The sequence below is a fragment of the Corynebacterium sp. HMSC062E11 genome, from assembly GCF_001811845.1.
Lineage (GTDB): Bacteria > Actinomycetota > Actinomycetes > Mycobacteriales > Mycobacteriaceae > Corynebacterium > Corynebacterium hesseae.
In genome coordinates this window covers 100020-120953 of the sequence record NZ_KV806816.1, presented here as the reverse complement: position 1 = coordinate 120953, position 20934 = coordinate 100020, and the positions used below count along the sequence as shown (strand labels likewise).

18 protein-coding genes and 1 pseudogene are annotated in these 20934 nt (G+C 65.5%); 18 read left to right on the top strand and 1 reads right to left on the bottom strand.

The features are described 5' to 3' along the window. The first annotated feature begins 50 nt into the window (after positions 1-50). The 7 genes from HMPREF2822_RS13700 to HMPREF2822_RS08780 all read left to right on the top strand — a co-directional run bounded on the left by HMPREF2822_RS13700 (position 51) and on the right by HMPREF2822_RS08780 (position 7363). Positions 51-578 (top strand): hypothetical protein, encoded by a 528-nt coding sequence (locus tag HMPREF2822_RS13700; protein WP_232745441.1) that lies wholly within the window; start codon positions 51-53, stop codon positions 576-578. Then, positions 575-1618: an ABC transporter ATP-binding protein gene (locus HMPREF2822_RS08805; protein WP_070523828.1), complete on the top strand. Its 1044-nt coding sequence runs from the start codon at positions 575-577 to the stop codon at positions 1616-1618. The genes HMPREF2822_RS13700 and HMPREF2822_RS08805 overlap by 4 nt, the downstream gene beginning before the upstream one ends. Further along, complete coding sequence (locus HMPREF2822_RS08800; protein ID WP_070517740.1) at positions 1615-2367, top strand: ABC transporter permease; 753 nt, start codon at positions 1615-1617, stop codon at positions 2365-2367. The genes HMPREF2822_RS08805 and HMPREF2822_RS08800 overlap by 4 nt, the downstream gene beginning before the upstream one ends. Next, complete coding sequence (locus HMPREF2822_RS08795; protein ID WP_070523826.1) at positions 2364-3101, top strand: ABC transporter permease; 738 nt, start codon at positions 2364-2366, stop codon at positions 3099-3101. The genes HMPREF2822_RS08800 and HMPREF2822_RS08795 overlap by 4 nt, the downstream gene beginning before the upstream one ends. 73 nt (positions 3102-3174) lie before the next feature. Continuing rightward, positions 3175-3858: a class I SAM-dependent methyltransferase gene (locus HMPREF2822_RS08790; protein ID WP_070523823.1), complete on the top strand. Its 684-nt coding sequence runs from the start codon at positions 3175-3177 to the stop codon at positions 3856-3858. Next, on the top strand, positions 3855-5633 hold the full coding sequence (locus tag HMPREF2822_RS08785) for an ABC transporter ATP-binding protein (RefSeq protein WP_070523820.1): 1779 nt from the start codon (positions 3855-3857) through the stop codon (positions 5631-5633). Before HMPREF2822_RS08790 ends, HMPREF2822_RS08785 begins: the two co-directional genes overlap by 4 nt. After that, complete coding sequence (locus HMPREF2822_RS08780; RefSeq protein ID WP_070517736.1) at positions 5630-7363, top strand: ABC transporter ATP-binding protein; 1734 nt, start codon at positions 5630-5632, stop codon at positions 7361-7363. The genes HMPREF2822_RS08785 and HMPREF2822_RS08780 overlap by 4 nt, the downstream gene beginning before the upstream one ends. A 17-nt stretch (positions 7364-7380) precedes the next feature. Here the strand turns inward: HMPREF2822_RS08780 and HMPREF2822_RS13350 are convergent, their stop codons facing one another. Beyond that, a complete protein-coding gene (locus tag HMPREF2822_RS13350) occupies positions 7381-7548 on the bottom strand; it encodes a hypothetical protein (RefSeq protein ID WP_154736589.1) in 168 nt (55 codons plus the stop codon). A 12-nt stretch (positions 7549-7560) separates the two neighbouring features. Here HMPREF2822_RS13350 and HMPREF2822_RS13505 point away from each other — a divergent pair, with 12 nt between their 5' ends. From HMPREF2822_RS13505 to HMPREF2822_RS08725, 11 genes and pseudogenes are all read left to right on the top strand, one after another. Then, positions 7561-7935, top strand: a complete 375-nt coding sequence (locus HMPREF2822_RS13505) for a hypothetical protein (RefSeq protein WP_141746424.1) — start codon at positions 7561-7563, stop codon at positions 7933-7935. A gap of 541 nt (positions 7936-8476) precedes the next feature. Then, positions 8477-8635 (top strand): annotated as a pseudogene (locus HMPREF2822_RS08770) (protein tyrosine phosphatase); the annotation flags it as partial. Between the two features lie 94 nt (positions 8636-8729). Further along, positions 8730-10682: a glycosyltransferase gene (locus tag HMPREF2822_RS08765; protein WP_070523817.1), complete on the top strand. Its 1953-nt coding sequence runs from the start codon at positions 8730-8732 to the stop codon at positions 10680-10682. After that, positions 10672-11199, top strand: a complete 528-nt coding sequence (locus HMPREF2822_RS08760; RefSeq protein WP_070523814.1) for a phosphatase PAP2 family protein — start codon at positions 10672-10674, stop codon at positions 11197-11199. The genes HMPREF2822_RS08765 and HMPREF2822_RS08760 overlap by 11 nt, the downstream gene beginning before the upstream one ends. Then, on the top strand, positions 11196-12203 hold the full coding sequence (locus tag HMPREF2822_RS08755) for a decaprenyl-phosphate phosphoribosyltransferase (protein ID WP_070523811.1): 1008 nt from the start codon (positions 11196-11198) through the stop codon (positions 12201-12203). The genes HMPREF2822_RS08760 and HMPREF2822_RS08755 overlap by 4 nt, the downstream gene beginning before the upstream one ends. Positions 12204-12251: 48 nt before the next feature. Beyond that, positions 12252-13997 carry an arabinofuranosyltransferase AftB family protein gene (locus tag HMPREF2822_RS08750; protein ID WP_070523808.1) on the top strand — a complete coding sequence of 582 codons (1746 nt, stop codon included), beginning with the start codon at positions 12252-12254 and terminating at the stop codon, positions 13995-13997. A gap of 144 nt (positions 13998-14141) precedes the next feature. Continuing rightward, positions 14142-15173, top strand: a complete 1032-nt coding sequence (locus HMPREF2822_RS08745; protein WP_070523806.1) for an alpha/beta hydrolase — start codon at positions 14142-14144, stop codon at positions 15171-15173. A 302-nt stretch (positions 15174-15475) separates the two neighbouring features. Next, on the top strand, positions 15476-17389 hold the full coding sequence (locus HMPREF2822_RS08740; protein ID WP_369815760.1) for an alpha/beta hydrolase-fold protein: 1914 nt from the start codon (positions 15476-15478) through the stop codon (positions 17387-17389). Positions 17390-17399: 10 nt separating this feature from the next. Next, positions 17400-17924: a hypothetical protein gene (locus tag HMPREF2822_RS08735; protein ID WP_070523800.1), complete on the top strand. Its 525-nt coding sequence runs from the start codon at positions 17400-17402 to the stop codon at positions 17922-17924. Positions 17925-17978: 54 nt separating this feature from the next. Continuing rightward, positions 17979-18917, top strand: coding sequence for a cutinase family protein (locus tag HMPREF2822_RS08730; protein ID WP_070523798.1), 939 nt, complete (start codon positions 17979-17981; stop codon positions 18915-18917). Positions 18918-19042: 125 nt separating this feature from the next. Further along, positions 19043-20902, top strand: a complete 1860-nt coding sequence (locus HMPREF2822_RS08725; RefSeq protein WP_070523795.1) for a FadD32-like long-chain-fatty-acid--AMP ligase — start codon at positions 19043-19045, stop codon at positions 20900-20902. The last annotated feature ends 32 nt before the right edge of the window (positions 20903-20934 follow it).

The following is a 20934-nucleotide window of genomic DNA, read 5'->3' as shown; positions in this document are numbered from 1 at the left end:
GCCCGGTCCGCCCGGCACCGGCATGGCGCCGACAACCGAAAGAGGTACCAGTGAACACGATCCGGACCATCAGCGACGTGCTTCGGGACAAGGCCGATGAGACGAAGAAGGGGATCACCTTCGTCGAGAATCGGCGGGACGTCCTCGTCCCGTACGGCCGGGTCCATGCGGAGGCGGTGGCGGCTGCGACTCGGTTGGCTGAAGCCGGCATCGGCCCCGGCGATCGCGTGATCTTCCAAGTTTCGGAGAACCGCGGGCTCATCCGGGCGTTCTGGGGCTGCGTCTACGCCGGCGCGGGCGATGCGGGGCCGGCGGCCGAGACGACCGTAGTCCGGGCGACCGGCCCAGGTTCCTACAAAATGACCGCGGCGATTGCTGCCGCCACCGTTGCGTCGGTCGCGGGGAAGCCGGTCGCGCCGGGGTGCCGGGATCTCGTCGGCCACCCCCGGCTCCTCGAACCGGTCCTCGCCTTCGCCCGCGATGCGGGCATCCATATCGAAACGCCGCATGACAACCCGACCACGGGGCCACTGCCGGCAGCGGCCCACTGCGACACCAAAGAAAAGGAGAAACGATGACAGATCAAGCTGAACGGGGTGCGGCGATCGTCGTCCGCGACCTCACGAAGAGCTACCCGATTGCGGGCAAAGCCGGCACCGCGCCCGAAGGCGGGGCAGGTGCTCCGCCGGACGGCGGGCGCAAGGGAAAGCGCGGCGCCCGGATACGCAAGCATGTGCTCGACGGCGTGAGTTTCACCGTGCCCGCCGGGTCGATCGTGTCGTTCCTCGGCCACAACGGCGCAGGCAAGACCACCCTCATCCGAATCCTGTCGACGCTCATTACCGCAGACTCCGGCGAGGTGAGCATCTTCTCGCGCGATGTGAAAGAGGATCCGGCGGGCGTGCGCGCCGACATTGCCACCACCGGCCAATTCGCGGCGATCGACGAGAACCTCACCGGCCGGGAGAACCTGGAGTTCTTCGGGCGGCTGCGCGGACTCGACCGCGCCGACGCGGCCGCCCGCGCGACGGAACTGCTCGCGCAATTCTCGCTCGCAGACAGTGCTTCGACGTTGGCGTCGGCCTATTCGGGTGGCATGCGGCGCCGTCTCGACATCGCCGCGTCGCTGTGCGTCGTGCCCAGGCTGCTGTTCCTCGACGAACCCACGACGGGGCTGGACCCGGTCAGCCGCGAAGAGCTGTGGGGCTTCATCCGGCAACTGCGGGACGACGGAATGACCCTGGTGCTGACCACCCAGTACCTGGAAGAGGCGGAGGCGCTGGCAGACCACGTCCATCTGCTCAAGGACCGCCGCATCGTCGCCAGCGGAACGCCGGAGGAATTGCGCCGCGACTTCGGGTCGCACGTGCTCCGCGTGTCCTTTGCCACCACCGCCGAGGCGGAGGCGTTCGCCCGCTGCCTCGGACGAACGTGCCTGGACGGCGTCCGCGTCGCGGGGAAGTCGGTGTCCCTCGACGTCGACCCCGGACCGCAGGTCCTCGAGGCGGTGGCGCAGGCGATGGAGGCCTCGGAAGCGTTGCCGGATTCGCTGAGCGTGTCGCCACCCACCCTCAACGAGGTATTCATATCGATGAACGCAGGGGGTGCGGCGCGATGAGTGCGACGTCGGTCGCGGCGTTCCTCCGTCGGGATCTGCTGCTGTTGCGACGCAACACCGCGTCGCTGATCTCCATGTTCGTCGTTCCTCCCCTCTTCCTGCTGTGCCTGTACGCGGTGTTTGGGTACTCGGCAGGGCAATCCGGCTTCGGGTACCTGCGTTTCGTGCTCGGCGGCTGCCTGTTCCAGGCGGCGATGTTCACCGCCGCGGCGTCGGCGATGGCGGTGGGACAGGACGTCGAATCCGGGCTCGTTGACCGCGTGCGCGTGCTGCCCGGGGCCACAGGCGGCTATGTCGCCGGCAGGCTCGCCACCGATGTGCTGCGGATGTCCGCGTCGATCGCGGCGCTGCTGGTCGTCGCGTGGTCCTGCGGCCTCGACATGGCTCTCGGTGACGTCGCGTGGACAGTCCTGTGGTCACTGCTCGCCGCCGCGGTCCTGTCCCTGGTCACGGACGGGGTGATCCTGATGGTGCCCGCCCCGGTGTCGACAGCCTCATCGATCCAGGCGCTGGAAATGCTGCTGCTCATGTTCTCCACCGCGTTCATTCCGGCGACCGCTTTGGACGGCTCCCTGCGCGACGTCGTACGTCACATGCCGTTTTCGCCGATCATCGAGGTGATCAGGGCGGCGTCCCCGGATGCCTTCCCGGATAGTGCCGGGGAAGAGGCAGCCCTGTGGCTCGGTGTCGCGGCGGTCGCCGGAATCGTCTTGTTCATCCGCCGGTTCACCTCGAGGAGCGAATCATGATCGGCCCCATCTTCGTGCATCTGCGGCGCATTGCCCACATTTGGCTGCGGCGCCCCGACTTCTGGTTCATGACGTTCATTGCTCCGCTCGTGTACCTGTTCATCGTCAACCGCATGTTCGGTAGCCTGGTCAGGCAGCTCACCGGAGAGTTCGAACTCCCGAACGCGGTCATCCTGGTCGTGACGACGTGGGCGTTCATCTTGGCCATCACGGGATCGTCCACTGTGTTCGTTGAACGCAGCAATGGCCTCCACGAGCGGTTGATCACCATGCCGGCGCCGTACGCGGCCGTGCCGGTCGCACGGATCATCGCTGAGTTCATCCGGATCATGGCGATGTCGGTCGTCGTCGCGGCGGTGGCCGCCTTGCTTTCCGACAGCCCCCCTGAGGCGTCCTGGTGGTGGAGGATCGCGGTGACCGGCGCGATGGTTGCCGCGGCGGCCGCATGCACCGGCACGTACATCGCGTTCTCCATCACCAGCCCCCAGGGCTCCGTGGCCCTCATCCCGTTAATCATCGTTGCGATGTTCGTCAACACGGTGCTCATGCCCGCCGACCACTTCCGTCCCCTCCTGCGCGGAATCGCCGGGCACACCCCCGTATCCGCGGCCGGCGAGGCCGTCAACGGCACCGGGGCTGCGGGTCTGGTGGTCTGCGCGGCCTGGTTCTTTGGTATCGCCGTGCTCGCGGCGTGGGGCATCGCCGTGAAAACGAGGCCGGGGGAGTCTGCATGACGGCCCGCGAATCCGAGCATCTAACCCGAAACCGCCGCGTGGACGCGGCCCACACACCCGGAGACAGAACCAGATGAAGTCGATCGCCCAGATCGTCCAGAACAACCGCAGGCTCCTCGCGGCCTACGAGGACAAGGTCGAGCCGAGGTTCCTAAGCCGCTATGCGCGCGAACCGATGGACGCCGCCGCCGTGTACCGGAAGCTCCGTGCGCTGGATCCCGGGCCGGATGCGCCGGCCCGGGTCCTCGACCTCGGTTGCGGAACCGGGTGGCTCGCCCGCACGCTCGCCGCTGAGTCTCGCTATCGCAGGGCGAACATCGTCGGCTACGACCTGTCGCCCAATGCGATCCGCATCGCCCGCGAACGCGCCGCCGCCGACGGGCTCGGGGCCCGGACGGAATTCCACGTTGCCGACATCCTCACGCCGCTCGCGGGAGAGCCCGGCGGGGCCTGTGAAATCTGGGTGTGCGGCGCGCTCCACCAAATGAAGGATGCGGGAGCCGCGCTCGGCAGGGTCTCCGGGCTGCTCGCCGACGGCGGCATCGCTTACGTGCAGACGTTCGTCGAGGATCCCGACGTGAACGAGCGGGTCGACATGGCCGTCATGGCGAAGATGGGCCACCGGGTGTTCCGGGGCAGCGAGCTCGAGGACCTCGCCGAAGCCAACGGGCTGAAGCTGGACGGAGCCTCACGCGCCGGCATGGTGTATTTCTGCACTCTCGCGAAGAAAAGCGTGATCGGGGAGGCGGGGAAGTGAGCGCCGTGGACGGGACCGTCGGCCCGTGGTCGCTGCTCGCCCCGATCCGGACCCGGATGCGTGCGGTGGTCGCGTTGTCCGTCCTGTCGTCGGTGGCTACCGTCGCTTCGCTGGTCGGCATCATCGACATCGCGATGACGTACCCGGAGGCCCCGGTGCATCGGACGTGGTTGGCCGTGGCTGTCATCGTCGTCGCCGCGACGGTGCGAATGGCTGCAGACGGCGCCGCCGGCATGCTCTCGCACCGGGCGGATAACGACCTGCAGCTCCACCTCCGGCGCCGGTTGGTTGCCCATATCCGGAAGCTGCCGCTGGGCTGGCTGGACGCCCGGCGCTCGTCGGGGATCATCGGGTCGGTTGAGAAGGACGTCGCGGCCGTCCACCAGCTCATGGGCCACACCGTCGGCGAGACCGTGGTGGCGGTGCTGGTTCCCCTGCTTTCCCTCATCGCGCTCGTCGCGGTCGATTGGCGGATCGCGGCGGTGGCGGTCGTCCCAGTGCTGGTCACCTTCGCCCTGATGGGCATGATGATTTCGCGCGGAGCCGATCTTCAGCGCGACTACGAGCGAGCCTCTGAAAAAGTGACGGCTGCGGTCATCGAGTTGGTGCGCGGCATCCCTGTGATGAAGTCCTTCGGACGCGCCAACCAGGGCGCGGGCCGCTACGATGCCGCGGCGTCGTCGTTCGTCCGCGCGTGGTCCGCCTGGTCCCGGCAGTCGAACATCTATCTCGGGCTCATCGACGTGGTGACGTCCCCGATCACGGTCCTCGCAGTGGTGTGCGGCGCCGGCCTCGCTTTGAGGGACACCGCGGGCGGCAAACCGGAGGGGCTCGTCGCCGGGCTGGTTCTCGGCCTTGGACTCTCCGCGGCGATCGTGAGGGTGGCTATGAACTCCGAACCCATCATCGCGGGGATCGCCGCCCTGAAGTCCATCGCGGAGGTGCTGGGCACGCCGCCGATCACCGAGTCCGCCGAGCCGGTGCCCGTGCACGGAGGCGCGCTCGAGGTTCGGAACCTGGTCTTCTCCTACGGGGATGGGCCGCGGGTCCTCGACGGGATGTCCGCGACGTTCGAACCGGGGACCCTCACGGCGCTGGTGGGGTCCTCCGGTTCCGGAAAGTCCACCGTCGCCAGGCTGTTGGCGCGTTTCCACGACCCTGTCGAAGGCTCGGTGCTGCTGGGCGGCGACGATCTTCGCGACATCGCCGTGCGCGACGTGCACCGTACGGTGTCGGTGGTGTTCCAGGATCCGCAGTTGCTCACGCTGCCCTTGCGGGAGAACATCCGGCTGGCCAGGAGAGACGCCACCGACGGCGAAATCATGGCGGCCGCGAAGCTCGCGAACCTCGATACGGTCATCGCGGCGCTGCCGAAGGGCCTGGATTCGGTGGTCAACGTCGACGTGACCTTTTCCGGTGGTGAGGCGCAGCGCGTGGCCATCGCGAGGTCGATTGTCACGGACGCGCCGGTGCTCATCTTCGACGAGGCAACCGCTTACGCGGATCCGGCTTCCGAGGCCCTCATTCAGTCCGCAATCGAGCGTTTGGCTCGTTCGCGGACGGTGATCGTGATTGCGCACAGATTGAGCACGATCCGCAACGCCGACCGCATCCTCGTTCTCGATGGGGGAGCGGTCGCGGAGGCGGGCACCCACGACGAGTTGCTTGCGCGCGGTGGCCGCTACCGGGATCTGTGGCGCGCGTTCGCGCTCGACGACGAACCATCCGCCCCGCGGGGCACTGAAGCAGACGATGAAAAGGCAGGGAACCGATGATCCGGGACTTGTGGTCGATGACGGATCGGCGCTCGAAGATGACGCTGGCGTGGCTCATTGCGTTGGCCGCGCTTGCCGCGCTGGCACAGGGTGCGGCGTTCGTCGCGCTGCTGCCGCTGCTGTCGGCTCTGGCCGTGGGAGATGATGCGACGGCGTGGCGTTTCACCGGCGTCATCGCCGGCCTCGCGGCCGCCCATGCGGTGCTGTCCCTCGCCGCGGGGACGGTCGGCAGGGCGAATTCCGCAGCGGTGCTGTCGTCCCTGCTGCGTTCCCTGGGCGAACGCGTGCTGACGTTGCCACTCGGGTACGTCACCAAGTCCACGGCCGGCCGCTTTTCGGAGATGGCGTCTTCGGGCATGGCGTTCGCGGCGTCCGTGCCGCACGTGATCCTGAGGCCCGTCATCGCTGCTGTGGTTGCGCCGACCGTCATCGCTCTCGGAATTCTGGCGGTGGATTGGCGCGTCGGGTTGGTTCTCGTCGCGTCGGCGCCGGTGCTCTTCTTCGCCTACCGGGCCATTGGCCGGGTTGGCGGGGAGTCGGACGAAGCGCATGCTGACGCCGTAGCTGCCGTCTCCGGCAGGCTGATCGAGTTCACCCGCGGCCAGCAGGTGATTCGCGCCGCGGGCGACGGTTCGGCGGCGGACGCGATGGTGGATGAGGCGATCCAGGCCCAACACGATGCGTTCGCGAAGGCGACGTCGACGCAAGGCGCGGCCATCGGACGGTTGGGCTCGGTCGTCCATGCGGTGTTCACGGCGGCGGTGGTCGTCGCCGTGGCGGTCGCCGCGACGGGCGGGATGTCACCGGCGCATTTGGCGCCGATGCTCATTGTGGTCGTCCAGTTCACCGGACCGATCACCACGGCGGGAGCGTTGTCCGGCGGTTTCGGCGCGGGCCGCAACACGTTGGCTGCGCTGCGTGACCTGCGGGCGATCCCCGCCCTTCCCGAGCCTGCCGCACCGGAGCTGCCCGACGGGCATGACGTGGAGTTCCGCGGCGTGAGCTTCGGGTACGGGGATAAGAAGGTTCTCGACGGCGTCAGCTTCCGTGCACCTCAGGGAGCACTGGTTGCCGTAGTGGGACCGTCGGGGGCGGGCAAGACGACGGTCATGCGGCTGCTGTCGCGTTTTCATGATCCGGACTCGGGGGAGATCCTCATTGGCGGGGTGCCCTTGCCTCGGATCGGCACCGACGGCGTAAACTCGCTGGTGACCCCGGTGTTCCAGGAGACGTTCCTCTTCGACGCGTCCGTGCGGGACAACGTGGTCTTCGCCGACCCCGGATTCGGTTCCAAGCCCGGCGACGGAGACCGCTTGCGCGAGGCCGCCCGGCGATCCGGGGTGGACCGCATCGTGGAGCTGCTGCCTTCCGGGTGGGATAACCCGGTGGGGGAGGAGGGGACGCTGCTGTCGGGAGGCGAGCGGCAGCGCGTCGCCATCGCCCGGGCGCTTCTGAAGGATTCCCCGGTGGTGCTTTTCGACGAGCCAACGTCCTCGCTGGATGCGGCCACTGAGCAGGCGATTGTCGGCACGATGGAAGCGTTGCGCGGCGATCACACCGTGATCGTCGTCGCCCATCGCCTGCACACCGTCCGCGATGCCGACCTCATCGTCGTGCTTTCGGAGGACGGGACGGTCGCAGAACGGGGCACGCACGATGAATTGCTGGCGAAGGGCGGCCGCTACGCCGAGTCGTGGACGTGCCGGACGGGAGGCTCCCCGGGCGCCTGATCCTCGTCCGTCGAGGACTATCGCTCCGGTCCGGTACCGGTGCAGTGGTCCCGCCACGCCGTCCCGGTCAGCGGGTCCTCGACGATGCCCTGGGCGACAGGGGCGTAATTGAAGCCGTAGTGCTCGGTGCGGTGGGCGGGGCACACGTCTTGGACGGTGATGTTGGTGACGCCGGGTTCCCGCACGAAGGAGTTTTAGTGGGGGAGCACGGCATTGTCGTGCCGCGTGCCCAGGAAGGTGTACCGCACGCTCGGTCGAGTGATGTCGCCGATGGTCAGCTCATTCAGCAGCATGGAACCGGAGATCTGCTGTTCCCAGGCAAGCGCGTTCGTTTTGCCGGCGTTTCGGGAGTATCCGTGGCGCATCTCGGGGTGGACGTCAAAGCGATCGGCTGCGCTGTGCTCCCGGGGCCCGTGGTTCGAGGCACCGGTACCGATGAGCTGTTCGACGACCCGGTCCCGGGAATGAGGATGACGGGCAATTCACCGTCCCGGGGTGGCACCGGAAGTCGTTGGCGCCGGGGGCACCAGACTGGGCTTGGCCATGGACAGGGCCCGGGCGGCCGCGGGTGAGGTTTGCCGGCGGCCGGGCCACCGGTCGGGAAACCGCCGTCCGACAGCGACGAGGGGATTCTCGTCACCTCGTCGGGGCGTGTTCCTATATAGGTTGTGAACTCCACGGGTGGGCTTGGGGCCTGACCCCCGGAGAGTAGACACGTCGGGGGTCAGGCCCATCCTTGGTTCCTCATTGGGGCATGTGATGGCGGGGATTTCTCTGAAGGTTTCGTTTTCCCTTGCTGGCGTTCTTTTTGCAGCATTTCTTGTTTGTACCGGCGTTTATCTCACTTGGGGAGCAGTTGGGAAGAGGTTCGCTAAAGTCGACTCTTTGAGCTGACTGAAATAGGAAGAAAGACACTCTGATCATGTGTTGCTATGAGGAGTATCCTTCTTATTGCACAGAGTTAATAGTTGTCAGTTAGCGAAAAATTAGTCAGTATTGTTCTCTACTTTCTCAATCTCCCTCCGATTCGACACTCTCTTGAGCCTCTGACAATTGCGGCCACGAGTTCGTGACCATCGAGGTCGATTTCCTTTTGGCGCCGCAATCATAGGCGACGAAGTCGGCAAGGACATCAAGATTTGGGATATCGCTACGGCAGAAACCGTAGAGGAGACCCGCGAGCTGGCTGACGACCTCGGCGCCCGCGTGCTTTACATGCTCAACCGTCTGGGCATCGAACCCATCTCGGAGGATGCACCCCTCTCGGCTTAGCTTTCAGCCGCGTGGGAACTCAGCTGAAGAGTGCGAAACCACTAATCTTGGTTCCTGAATACTGTCGAAACCTGTGTGGAGAACCGAAAATATCGTGACTGCCAACAAATCTGCTGCGTACGAACCCGTACAGCGCATCCTGCTGCCCAAGCGTGGCGAGCCGGTCGACGTCCGCATGCTCTACCTCATCGAGTCCGAGCAAAACCGCGAGCGCCTCAGCTGGAGCGGCCGCACCTCCGTGACCATCCCGGCCGGCGAGGAAGCCTCCTTCGAGACCTACTTCAACGCCTTCCCGGCCGCCTACTGGCGCCGCTGGTCTCAGCTGAAGTCCATCGTGCTGGTGATGGACGTCGAGGGCGAGGCCAACATTTCCCTCTACCGTTCCAAGCAGGATGGCCAGCGCATCGCCGTGGCCAACCACGTGGTGACCACCGGCCACCACGAGTTTGAGCTGCCCCTGAAGAACTTCGAGGACGGCGGCCTGCTGTGGTTCGATGCCTCTGCCGTTGAGGACACCGTGCTTGCCGACGCCTCCTGGTGCGCCCCCCACGCCCCGAACCCGCAGCTCCTACCGGACGGCAGTGAGTACCCGGCGCAGGACAAGCGCGTCGCCGTGGGCATCCCGACTTTCAACCGCCCCACCGATGCCGTCGCGGCGCTGCAGGCGCTGGCAGAGGACCCGGTGGTGGACGGCATCATCGACTACGTCCTTATGCCGGATCAGGGCAACCAGCACCCGGCGGACGAGCCGGGCTACGACGACGCGGTGGCGCACTTCGGTGAGCGCTTCCGCGAGTTCCGCCAGGGAAACCTGGGCGGCTCGGGTGGGTACTCCCGCATCATGTTCGAGGCGCTGGAGAATACCGACTCGCCCTACATCCTCTACATGGACGATGACATCGCCATCGAGCCGGATTCCATCCTTCGTGCGGTCCAAGCAGCGCGCTACGCCGCCAAGCCCTTCATCGTGGGCGGCCAGATGCTCAACCTGCAGGAGCGCTCCCAGCTGCGCACCACCGGCGAGCGCGTCAACCGCGCCGACTTCATGTGGGGCGCGGCCGAGCACGCCGTTTACGACCACGACTTTGCCAAGTACCCGCTGCGCGCCATCGGTGACGCCCAGTCCCACCTCGACCCGAAGAAGTACGACTCCCGCGCGCTGCACCGCCGCGTCGACGTGGAATACAACGGCTGGTGGATGTGCCTCTTCCCGCGCGTCGTCGCGGAGAGCATCGGGCAGCCGCTGCCGCTGTTCATCAAGTGGGATGACACCGAATATTCCCTGCGCGCCGCCGCCCACGGTTTCCCCACGGTGACCTGGCCGGGCGCTGCCATCTGGCACATGGCGTGGGCGGATAAGGACGATGCCATCGACTGGCAGGCCTACTTCCACCTGCGCAACCGCCTCATCGTGGCGGCCCTTTACCACGAGGGCGATGCGCGCGGGATTACCAAGTCCATCTTCAAGTCCACCCTCAAGCACACCATGTGCATGGAGTACTCCACCATGGCCATCCAGCTGGAGGCCATGAAGGACTTCCTGGCCGGCCCGGATCAGCTCTTCGACATCCTGGAGTCCTCGCTGCCGCGCATCGCGGCGATCCGCAAGGAATTCCCGGACGCCGTCATCATCGAGTCGGCGGATCAGCTGCCCGCGCCCACCGGCGCGCCGGGCGTGCCCACCCGCAACATCGGCGGCCGCCTGGGCAAGATCAAGAAGATTCCGTGGCTCATCAAGTCTGCCAAGCACCTGGTTACCAAGGAAGACCCGGCCCATCACGAGGCGCCGCAGCTCAACCTCACCCCGGAGGAGGCCCGCTGGTTCACGCTCTCCCGCGTCGATTCCGCCACCGTCTCCACCGCGGGCGGCACCGGCGTGGCCTTCCGCAAGCGCGACCGAGAGCTGGCCCTCGAGCTGGTGAAATCCACCCGCGAGCTGCTCAAGGAAATCGAGGAGAACTTCGATGACCTGCGCGCCGAGTACCGCGCGGCCCTGCCGGAGCTGACCTCCCGCGAGTCCTGGCGAAAGGTCTTCGATGCCCAATAAGCTGTCTATCGCCGAATCCCACGTCCTCGAGAAGATTCAGGACGTGGCCTTCGAGGCCCCCGGCGTTCTGCCCACCGCGCGGGGCTTAAGCCACTTCGGCGAGCACGCCCTGGGCTGGCTGGCTCTCTCTGGTCTGGGTGCTGCCGTGAATTACCAGAAGCCGGCGCGCCGCCGCCAGTGGGTGGCTGTTGGCGTGGGCGCTTTTACGGCGCACGCGGCCAGCGTTGTGATCAAGCGCATTGTGCGCCGCAAGCGCCCGGATTATGACTACGTCAAGGTGGGCGTGAAAACCCCGTCTAAGCTGTCGTTTCCTTCTTCTCACGCGACGTCCACAACGGCGTTCCTCGTGGGTGCCGCGCACGTCATGGGAACCCCGGCACCGCTCGTCGGTGTGCCGGTCATGATGGCCTCGCGTATGGTGCTCGGGGTACATTACCCATCCGATACGGCGTTCGGCGCCCTGCTGGGGGCCGCCACCGCGGAAGCATGTCACCGCTATGAAAGGAAGACCGCATGAGCGAACGACCAAACCGCGTCGACGACGGTGAGCAGAGAGTCTTCCACTCTGAGCCGCACACCTCCGGCATCGATACCGGCCGCAAGCGCAAGCCCCCGAAGAACCTCGCCGACGGCATGGTCAAGGCCCTGCGCCCCAAGCAGTGGGTCAAGAACGTCCTGGTCTTGGCCGCCCCTGCGGCCGCGGGTGCGGACTCGCTGTTCCATTCGCGCGTGCTACTCGACGTCCTCCTCGCCTTCATCGTCTTCTGCATGGGCGCGTCCTCCATTTACCTCATCAACGATGCCCGCGATGTGGAGGCTGACCGTGCGCACCCAACGAAGCGCTTCCGCCCGATCGCAGCGGGCGTGCTTCCGGTGGGCCTGGCCTATGTCATGGCGGCCGTGCTTATCATCGGCTCGATTGGCTTGTCCTTCTTGGCCACGGCCGGTCTGCAGCTCGCCATCGTCATGGCCATCTACATTGGCCTGCAGTTGGGCTACTGCTTCGGGTGGAAGCACATGCCGGTGATCGACATCGCCCTGGTGTCCTCCGGTTTCATGCTGCGCACCATGGCCGGCGGCGTGGCCGCGGGCATTGAGCTTTCCCAGTGGTTCCTGCTGGTGGCCGCGTTCGGCTCCTTGTTCATGGCCTCGGGTAAGCGCTACTCGGAGATCCTTTTAGCCCAGCGCACGGGCGCCAAGATCCGCAAATCCCTGGAGGGCTACACGCCCACCTACCTGCGCTTCGTATGGACGCTGGCGGCTACTGCCGTGGTTATGTCCTACTCCCTGTGGGGCTTCCAGCTCTCCAACGAGTCTGATGGGCCGGCCAGCGTGTGGTACCAAATCTCCATGGTGCCGTTCACCATCGCCATCCTGCGCTATGCCGCCGATGTGGACCGCGGCAATGGCGGTGCACCAGACGAGATCGCCTTGGAGGACCGCGTCCTTCAAATTCTGGCCCTGGTGTGGCTGGCATGCATCGCCATGGCGGTCTACATCATGCCGGTAATGGTGGGCTAGCCAGCGGCGATCGGGAACAGGGCAAGGCAAGTGCTAAACTCTCTCCTCATGCGAAAATCCGATACACGTACCGCGGCCGCGCTCAGCGCGCTGGCCTCGGTCATCGTGATCGGAGTTTTCTCGTTTTGGGGTGGATTCGCCCGCCGCTGGATCTCCGACGACGGCCTGATTGTCCTGCGCACTGTGCGCAACCTCGAGGAGGGAAACGGGCCCGTCTTCAACGCGGGCGAGCGCGTCGAGGCGAATACCTCGACGCTGTGGCAATACCTGATCCTCCTCGTGCGGTGGGTAACGAACGCCCCGCTGGAATCCATCGCCGTCAACCTGGGCCTCGTGCTGGCGGTTGCGGCGATGGTGCTAGGGGCGTGGGCCACGGCACGCGCCTTCTTCCGCTCGGGCCAGTTTGCCGCACCGCTGGTGGCTCCCGCGGGTGCGCTGGTCTACCTCGCGCTGCCCCCGGCCCGTGACTTCTTCACCTCCGGGCTCGAATGGGGCCTGTCCATCTTCTACCTCGCGGCCCTGTGGGCGCTGCTGCAGCACTGGGTGCAGTCCCGCGATAGCGCCAGCGCCTACTGGCTAGCGCTGTGGGCCGGGCTGTCCTGGCTCGTGCGCCCGGAGTTCGCGCTCTACGGCGGACTGGCCGGCCTGCTGCTCTTGGCGGCACACCGTAATTGGAAGGCGTGGCTGGGCATCCTCGGCGCGGCCCTTCCCATCCCCGCGGGCTACCAATTCTTCCGCATGGGCTACTACGGCCTGGTGACTCCGCACACGGCGGTGGCCAAGTCGGCGTCGTCAAGCGCGTGGGGCAGCGGCCTGAACTACCTGAAGGATTTCGTGGGGCCTTATGCCCTGTACCTGCCCGTTCTCGTGCTGGCGGGTGCGGCGTTGTGGACCTTCCGCGCCCAGCTGCGCCCGGCAGCGCTGCGCAGCGCCACGACCGTGACCTACCTGATGGTCGGGGCGGCGGCGGTGCACGTGCTGTACGTGCTGCGCGTCGGCGGTGACTTCATGCACGGACGTATGCTGCTGCTGCCGCTCTTCGCCGCCCTTCTCCCCGTTTTCGTGCTGCCGCTCAAGGGTCTTGTGTCTTCGCTCGCGGTGGCCTTCTGCGCGGTGTGGGCATTCATCATCGTGCTGCGCGGGCATCCGACGGATTGGGATGCCTATGAAAAGCCGCTGTCCATCGTGGATGAGCGTGATTTCTGGACCTATGCCACCCACCGCGAGGCGGGCCACCCGCCGCGCTCGGCGCGGGATTACTTGGGGATGAAGTTCATGCGCGGCTACGAAGAAGCCGGCGAGAAACTCGTTGGCGGAGATGCCCTGGCCACCATCTATGTGGAGGATAAAGAAAAGGACCTGCTCAACTGGCTCACCGTTCCGCGCGAGCCGGGAATGAACGAGCCACCGACGGTGTACTTGGTGAACTTGGGCATGACGTCGATGAACGCGCCGCTCAATGTCCGGGTTCTTGACACGATCGGTCTGGCCACGCCGATGGCCGCGCGCATGCCCCGCGAGGAAGGCGGGCGCGTGGGCCACGACAAATCCCTCGAGCTGGAATGGCAAGCAGCACTCACGGGCGCGGACATCGAGTATCTCCCGCCGTGGTATGACAAGGACAAGACCCGCCAGGCGCGCGCCGCGCTGGACAGCCCAGAAGTGCAGGAACTCATCGCTTCCTATAGCGCGCCCCTGACGTGGGAGCGCTTCCGCGCGAATCTAGCTTTCTCGCTGACCTCGGGGCGCACGCTCATGTTGCCGTCTGACCCGAGCGATTATCCTGTCCATTAGCTTGGTGTGAGCTGGGGAGCACCCCCATGGGTAGGCGAAAATTGCCAGGGTGCGTTACGCTAAACAAGATTCTTGTTATTGATCTGTAACTATCGCTGGCGTGTTGGCGATGTAGTAGTGGCAGTAAAAACGTTAAGGAGAAACATGAGTTCACTAAGCTCTGGCCTGCGGACTCGGGTCCTCTCAGTGGTGGCAGTCATCGCTGTGGCTTTGGGTCTGGTAGTGACCGCGGGTACGCAAGAAGCATCCGCCGCCAACCGGGACTGGCTGCGTGGCGACGCCACCGGTGCCTGCGAGTGGGACCGCGTCGGCTACTGGGTACAGCGCTGCGACGTGTGGTCCCAGGCAATGGGCCGCAACATCCCAGTGCAGATCCAGCCGGCTAAGAACGGCGGCAACGCAGGTCTGTACCTGCTCGATGGCCTGCGCGCTACCGATTCCACCAATGCCTGGATCAATGACGTCAACGCCGCGCGCACCTATGTAGACCACAACATCACCCTGGTGATGCCGGTGGGTGGCGCAGCGTCCTTCTACGCGGACTGGAACGGCCCGGCCACCTATGACTTGGTCAAGCCGGTCAACTACCAGTGGGAAACCTTCCTGACCCAGGAACTGCCGGCCTACCTGGAGGGCAACTTCGGAGTGGCCCGCAACAACAACTCAGTTGCCGGCCTGTCCATGGGCGCTACCGCTGCCATCACCCTCGCTGGCAAGCACCCGGAGCAGTTCCGCCAGGCGCTGTCCTACTCCGGCTACCTCACCACGACCTTGCCGGGCGCTCAGACCTTTATGCGCCTGGCGCTGCTCGACGCCGGCGGCTTCAACATCAACGCCATGTACGGTTCCATCATCAACCCGAAGCGCTTCAGCAATGATCCGTTCAACCTGATCCCGGATCTGGCTGCGCACGGAACGGACGTTTATGTCTCCGCCGCGTCCGGCATCCCGGGGCCGGTGGATCAGCAGCGCTACCGTCCGGAGCACATCGCGGCCGGCGTGGCCTTGGAAGGCTTTGCCAACGGCACCACCCGCCTGTGGGAGCTGAAGGCCCGTGCAATGGGCGTTCGCCTGCAGACGAATTACCCGGCACAGGGCCTGCACAACTGGGAGCAGTTCGGATACCAACTCGAACGCTCCAAGCCGCAGGTGCTTAACGTAATGAACGCTTGGTAATCATCTCCTGCGTGGCCGCCGTGCTCTTGAGCACGGCGGCTTTTTCATAGACATGGTGGGCGTGTCCCCCTTCCCAAAGTCTCAAGTTAAACTTAAACTTGAGAACACATTAGACCGCTCACTACGCGTACGGTGGCGAGTTCCGCAGGAGGGGAACCTGCGGAGCCCGCTCGCGGTAGCGCGTGCCCTCATCTCGATTTACCCCTAACAAGGACTCTTCAATGCCGAACACTGCGTCAACTCAGCCCCGCCGGTCCACCAAGGTTTCCGGCCTGCGTTCCCCGTCCGCAGCCCGCAAGGGCCTGACCATCGCTGCACTGCCCACCGCCGTGGCCGTGGGCTTTGCGTTGCTGCCTATTGCAAACGCGCAGTCTTCCGGCTCTTCCAGCGACGGAATTACTGATCTTCTGGGCAGCTCCAACCTCTCCGATTCCTTCGCCCCGTCCAATCCGCCGCAGCGCACTCCGGTGGAGACCGAATACCCGAAGATCGAGGGCTTGCCGGAGGGCGTGTCCGTGTCCCGCGTTGAGTATCTGACCAACCGCCACCTCAAGGTCTACATCAAGTCCGCCGCCATGCCGGACAAGGAACAGGTCGTGCAGATCCAGCTCGCGCGTGACTGGTACTCCAACCCGGACAAGACCTTCCCGGAGGTCTGGGCTCTTGATGGCCTGCGCGCCCGCGACGACGAGTCCGGCTGGACCATCGAGACCAACATCTTGTCCCAGTACGCCGACCGCAACGTCAACCTCATCATGCCGGTGGGCGGCGAGTCCTCCTTCTACTCCGACTGGCAGAAGGAAGACAACGGCAGGCACTACATGTGGGAGACCTTCCTGATGAAGGAACTCATCCCGATCCTGGAGAAGGGCTACCGCTCCAACGGCAAGCGCGCCGTCACCGGCATCTCCATGGGCGGTACCGCCGCTGTCAACCTTGCTGAGCGCAACCCCTGGGCCTTCAAGTACGTTGGCTCCTTCTCGGGTTACCTCGATACCACCACCACCGGCATGCCGGAGGCCATTACCGCCGCGCAGGCCGATGCCGGCGGATTCACCTCTACCAACATGTGGGGTGACCTGTACTCCCAGGATTGGATCGACCACGATCCGAAGCTGGGCATCGAGAACCTCAAGGACATGAAGGTCTATGTCTCCGCCGGTAACGGCAAGGATGACTACGGCCAGATCGGCTCGGTGGCCAAGGGCCAGGCCAACATGGCCGGCGTGGGCCTGGAGGCCATCTCCCGCATGTCCACCCAGACCTTCGTTGATTACGCTAAGCGCGCTGGCGTCGAACCAGTGGTTAAGTTCCGTCCGACCGGCGTTCACAGCTGGGAATACTGGCAGTTTGAGATGACCGAGGCATGGCCCTACATCGCTGATTCCCTTGGCCTGGACAAGAGCGACCGCGGCGCGGACTGCACTCCGGTCGGGGCCATTGCGGAGGCCACCAAGTCCGGCATCATCGGTAACTGCGTGAACAACGAGTATGACGTCGCCGAGCGCGGCAAGGCCCAGGACTTCCAGGCCGGTACCGCTTACTGGTCCCCGGAGACCGGCGCACACGCCGTGATTGGCCGCATCGGCGCTCGCTACTCCGAGCTCGGTGGCCCGACCTCCTGGCTGGGCTTCCCGACGACCGGCGAGGAAAAGACCCCCGACGGCCGCGGCCGCTACGTCCACTTCGAGCACGGCTCCATCTACTGGACCCCGGAGACCGGCGCTTGGCCGATCCCGAAGGACTTCTTCGATGCATGGGGCAAGAACGGCTTCGAGGGCGGCGACCTCAAGTACCCGGTTGCCGAGGCGCGCAAGGTCGGCGATGGTCAGGTCCAGGACTTCGAGGACGGCGTGCTGACCCGCAACCCGGACGGTTCCTTCCACATCGTGCACGGCGCTATCGGCGCGAAGTACAAGGAGCTGAAGGCTGCTGAGTCCGAGCTGGGCTTCCCGGTTGGTGAGGAAAAGGCCGTCAACGGCGGCTTCTTCCAGGAATTCGAGCACGGCAACATCTACTGGTCCATGGACTCCGGCGCGCACTACATCCTCAAGGGCAAGATCTTCGACGAGTGGGGCAAGCACGGCTGGGAGCAGGGCGAGTTTGGCTGGCCGACGGAGGACTACACCTCCATTCCGGCCGGTGGGCTGACCCAGTCCTTCCAGCATGGCGTCATCCGTGAGGTCATGGGCCAGGTCCAGGCGGATAAGAAGTAGGAGAATCGCCATGCGTCTTTTCTCCGCGCGTCCCGCCGCGGCAGCCGGTGCAGCGACGCTGCTCGCCGCCGGTGCCCTGTTGAGCGGTTGCGGTTCCGCCACCGTCGAGGAGGGCGAGGCCACCGACACCTCCGTGGCGCCGTTGGAGCGTTCCTCCGCGGCGAGCGGTGGGGCGGCGGCAAGCTCGGCGTCAGCTAGTGGGGCGTCGGAAAGCTCTTCGTCGGCGTCGCGCACCGAAGAGGAACAGGACGGGGAGCCGGAAGACCGCGGCGCACGAGAGATCTCCGAGATCCCCGCCCCCGCTCCCGCGCAAGGCCCAGAACAGGACTTCCTGGCTGCGGTGGCGAAGGCCGGCGTCAACGTCGACGGCGTGGAAGACCAAGTGGTGGGTGCCGCGCAGGCCTCCTGCCAGGGCGACGCCGTCACCGCACCGGCAGTGGCCGGACAGCTCATCGAGCAGGGCCGCACCGAGCTTAGCCACGAGGAACTAGTCCGGCTCATTACCGAGCAGGGCCGCAAGCTCTGCGCTCAGTAACGTGGCAGGGATTTTCCAGACAATCCCGTGCCTTCTCGAGGTAGAAATTTCTTCATGCGTAAAACACTTACCGTCCTTGCCGTCGTTGTTCTCCTCGCCGTGATTGGCGGGGGAGCGGTCCACTTCCTCAACACCCGTGAGGAAGGAGAGCAAGGAAACCTTGCGGAGCCCGCCCCCTCCCAGGAAGAGGGGGAAGCAAACCCGAGCCCGGAGCAACCGGATTGGTGCCCGCGCGTGGAGTTCATCTCCGCGCCGGGAACGTGGGAATCCGCTGCGGACGATGATCCGATCAACCCGGGGGCGAACCCGAACTCCTTCATGCTGTCGATTACGAATCCACTGAAGGAGGCCTACGTTCCCGAGGACGTTAAGGTGTGGACGCTGCCGTACACCGCGCAGTTCAAGAACATTAACGCGCAGCACGAGATGAGCTACGACGATTCCCGCAACGAGGGCACCTCGCGCCTGGAGGGCGAGCTGACCTACATGCACGAGACCTGCCCGGACACGAAGTTCATCCTGAGCGGCTTTTCGCAGGGCGCGGTTATCGCGGGTGATGTGGCGGACCGAATCGGTGGCGGCAACGGGCCCGTTCCCGCGGAGAGCGTCGCGGGCGTAGCGCTCATTGCGGACGGCCGGCGCCAGGACGGCGTGGGCATTAACCCGGGCGCGCACGTCGGTGGCGTGGGCGCGGAGATTGCCCTGCAGCCGGTCTCGACGTTGATTCAGGGCATCGTCCCGGGCGCCACGATGCGCGGTGAGCGAGCCAACGGTTTCGGAACGCTAGCGGACCGCACCTTCCAAATCTGCGCGCCGAATGACTCCATCTGTGATGCACCACTGGACGTTAGCAACGGTCTGGAGCGCGCCCGCGATCTTATCGACGCCAACGGCGTCCACGCACTGTATGCCTCTAATCCGGACACTATCGAAGGCACCACCGCCAACCAATGGGTGACGCAGTGGGCCAAGGACACCATCGACGCACAATAGCGCTTGGCGACGTCCCGCCTGCGCGCCATGTAACGGTCGGCGTGGTCCTTCTGATATTTTTAATGTCAAAAGTACGTGATGCAGGGGTATGTGCCCCGCTCTACCCTACGAAGGAGCTTTCCCACATGGACCTGAAAGCCTTGATCGGCCAGTTCTTCGACGAGAAGGGCAACATCGCCCTGCCGCCCCACCTCACGTTGGCGGGCCTTGCCGAACACGTCTATGCCGCGGAGCAGCAGGCGGGTATCCCGGACCGCCCGGTCATGCGCCAATGGGTCTATAGCGATAACCCGGAGGGAACGCCCCGGGATGTCACCCGTTCCCAGGTCAATACCCGCATCAAGGCAGTGGCTGCGCGCCTGCAGCAGGTAGGCAAGATGGGGGACCGCGTGGCGATCCTGGCGGGCAACTCCCCCGAGTACATCTTCGGCTTCCTCGGCGCGATGTACGCGGGCATGACCCCGATCCCGCTCTATGATCCGAACGAGCCCGGCCACACCGACCACCTGCGGGCGGTCTTTGGTGACGCAAACCCGTCGATCGTGCTGACCAATAACATCTCGGCCGCGGCGAACCGCGCATACTTCTCGGACCGCCCAGCGGCTGAGCGCCCGCGCATCATCTCCATCGACTCCCTGCCGGATTCCCTGGCGCAGAGCTGGGTGAACCCGCTGGAGACGGAGGAGGGCAAAGCGGCCCTGGCCGCACTGCAGACCGCGCCGGTGGACCACCCGGCCTTCCTGCAGTACACCTCCGGCTCCACCCGGACACCTGCGGGCGTGCTGCTGACTAACCGCAACATCATGACCAACGTGCTGCAGATCTTCACCGCGGTGCAGATCAAGCTGCCAGCGCGCGTGGTGTCCTGGCTGCCGATGCATCACGATATGGGCATCATCCTGGCGGTCTTCGTGACAATTCTGGGCCTCAACCTGGAAATCATGACGCCGCGTGACTTCGTACAGCAGCCCAAGCGCTGGATTGATCAGCTCAAGCGCCAGCCCATCGATGAGCAGCTGCAGGGAACCTATGCCGTGGTTCCGAACTTCGCCCTCGAGCTCGCCGCGCGCTACGGCGCCCCGGCGGAGGGGGAGAAACTGGACTTCAGCAACGTCGATGGCATCGTGATCGGCTCGGAGCCGGTGACCGAGTCTGCGGTGAATTCCTTCTGGGAGACTTTCGGCAAGGAAGAGTTTGGCCTGCGCCGCGATGCCCTGCGCCCGTCCTATGGCATGGCGGAGGCTTCGTTGATTGTCACCACGCCGCAGACTCCGGAGCGCCCGGTCATTTCCCACTTCGACCGCGAGCGTCTGGCCGAGGGCGAGGCGGTCATCGTGGAGAAGTCCGCGGACTCCGTGGCCTATGCCTCCTGTGGCCAGAGCGTCGTGGCCCAGCACCTGACCATCGTGGACCCGGAGACCAAGACCGAGCTGCCGGATGGCCGCGTGGGCGAAATCTGGCTGCACGGCGAGAACCGAGCCGCCGGCTACCTGGACCGCGCGGAGGAAACCGCCTCGACCTTCCACAACACGCTGGGGGAGCGCTTGGCGGAGGGCACCCGCGTGCCGAATGCCCCGGAGGACAATAACTGGTTGGCCACCGGTGACCTCGCGGCAATCGTGGATAACCAGCTCTACATCACCGGCCGCCTCAAGGACCTCATCGTGGTCGCAGGCCGCAACCACTACCCGCAGGACATCGAGGGCACCGTGCAGGAGGCCTCGGGCCACGTCCGTGCGGATTCCATCGCGGCCTTCTCCGTGGAGGGCGGCAGCACCGAGGAGCTTGTGCTGCTCATCGAGCGCGCCGATGGCGCCAACCCGGCCGATGACGCCGCCGCGTCCGAAGCCATCCGCTCCGCGGTCTCCGCGAACCACGGCGTGACCCCGGCGGTCATCCAGTGGTTTAACGCAAACGAGATCAAGCGCACCTCCTCGGGCAAGATTGCCCGCCGCGTGGCCAAGAAGATCTACCTCGCTTCCTAAAGCCCACGCCGCTTAAACCCCCGCTCCCGCGC

What these genes read in the sequence shown, in the direction of transcription:
- HMPREF2822_RS08805 (WP_070523828.1), top strand. Translation starts at nt 575, where the DNA reads ATGACAGATCAAGCTGAACGGGGTGCGGCGATCGTCGTCCGCGACCTC.
- HMPREF2822_RS08800 (WP_070517740.1), top strand. Translation starts at nt 1,615, where the DNA reads ATGAGTGCGACGTCGGTCGCGGCGTTCCTCCGTCGGGATCTGCTGCTG.
- HMPREF2822_RS08795 (WP_070523826.1), top strand. Translation starts at nt 2,364, where the DNA reads ATGATCGGCCCCATCTTCGTGCATCTGCGGCGCATTGCCCACATTTGG.
- HMPREF2822_RS08790 (WP_070523823.1), top strand. Translation starts at nt 3,175, where the DNA reads ATGAAGTCGATCGCCCAGATCGTCCAGAACAACCGCAGGCTCCTCGCG.
- HMPREF2822_RS08780 (WP_070517736.1), top strand. Translation starts at nt 5,630, where the DNA reads ATGATCCGGGACTTGTGGTCGATGACGGATCGGCGCTCGAAGATGACG.
- HMPREF2822_RS08760 (WP_070523814.1), top strand. Translation starts at nt 10,672, where the DNA reads ATGCCCAATAAGCTGTCTATCGCCGAATCCCACGTCCTCGAGAAGATT.
- HMPREF2822_RS08755 (WP_070523811.1), top strand. Translation starts at nt 11,196, where the DNA reads ATGAGCGAACGACCAAACCGCGTCGACGACGGTGAGCAGAGAGTCTTC.
- HMPREF2822_RS08750 (WP_070523808.1), top strand. Translation starts at nt 12,252, where the DNA reads ATGCGAAAATCCGATACACGTACCGCGGCCGCGCTCAGCGCGCTGGCC.
- HMPREF2822_RS08745 (WP_070523806.1), top strand. Translation starts at nt 14,142, where the DNA reads ATGAGTTCACTAAGCTCTGGCCTGCGGACTCGGGTCCTCTCAGTGGTG.
- HMPREF2822_RS08735 (WP_070523800.1), top strand. Translation starts at nt 17,400, where the DNA reads ATGCGTCTTTTCTCCGCGCGTCCCGCCGCGGCAGCCGGTGCAGCGACG.
- HMPREF2822_RS08730 (WP_070523798.1), top strand. Translation starts at nt 17,979, where the DNA reads ATGCGTAAAACACTTACCGTCCTTGCCGTCGTTGTTCTCCTCGCCGTG.
- HMPREF2822_RS08725 (WP_070523795.1), top strand. Translation starts at nt 19,043, where the DNA reads ATGGACCTGAAAGCCTTGATCGGCCAGTTCTTCGACGAGAAGGGCAAC.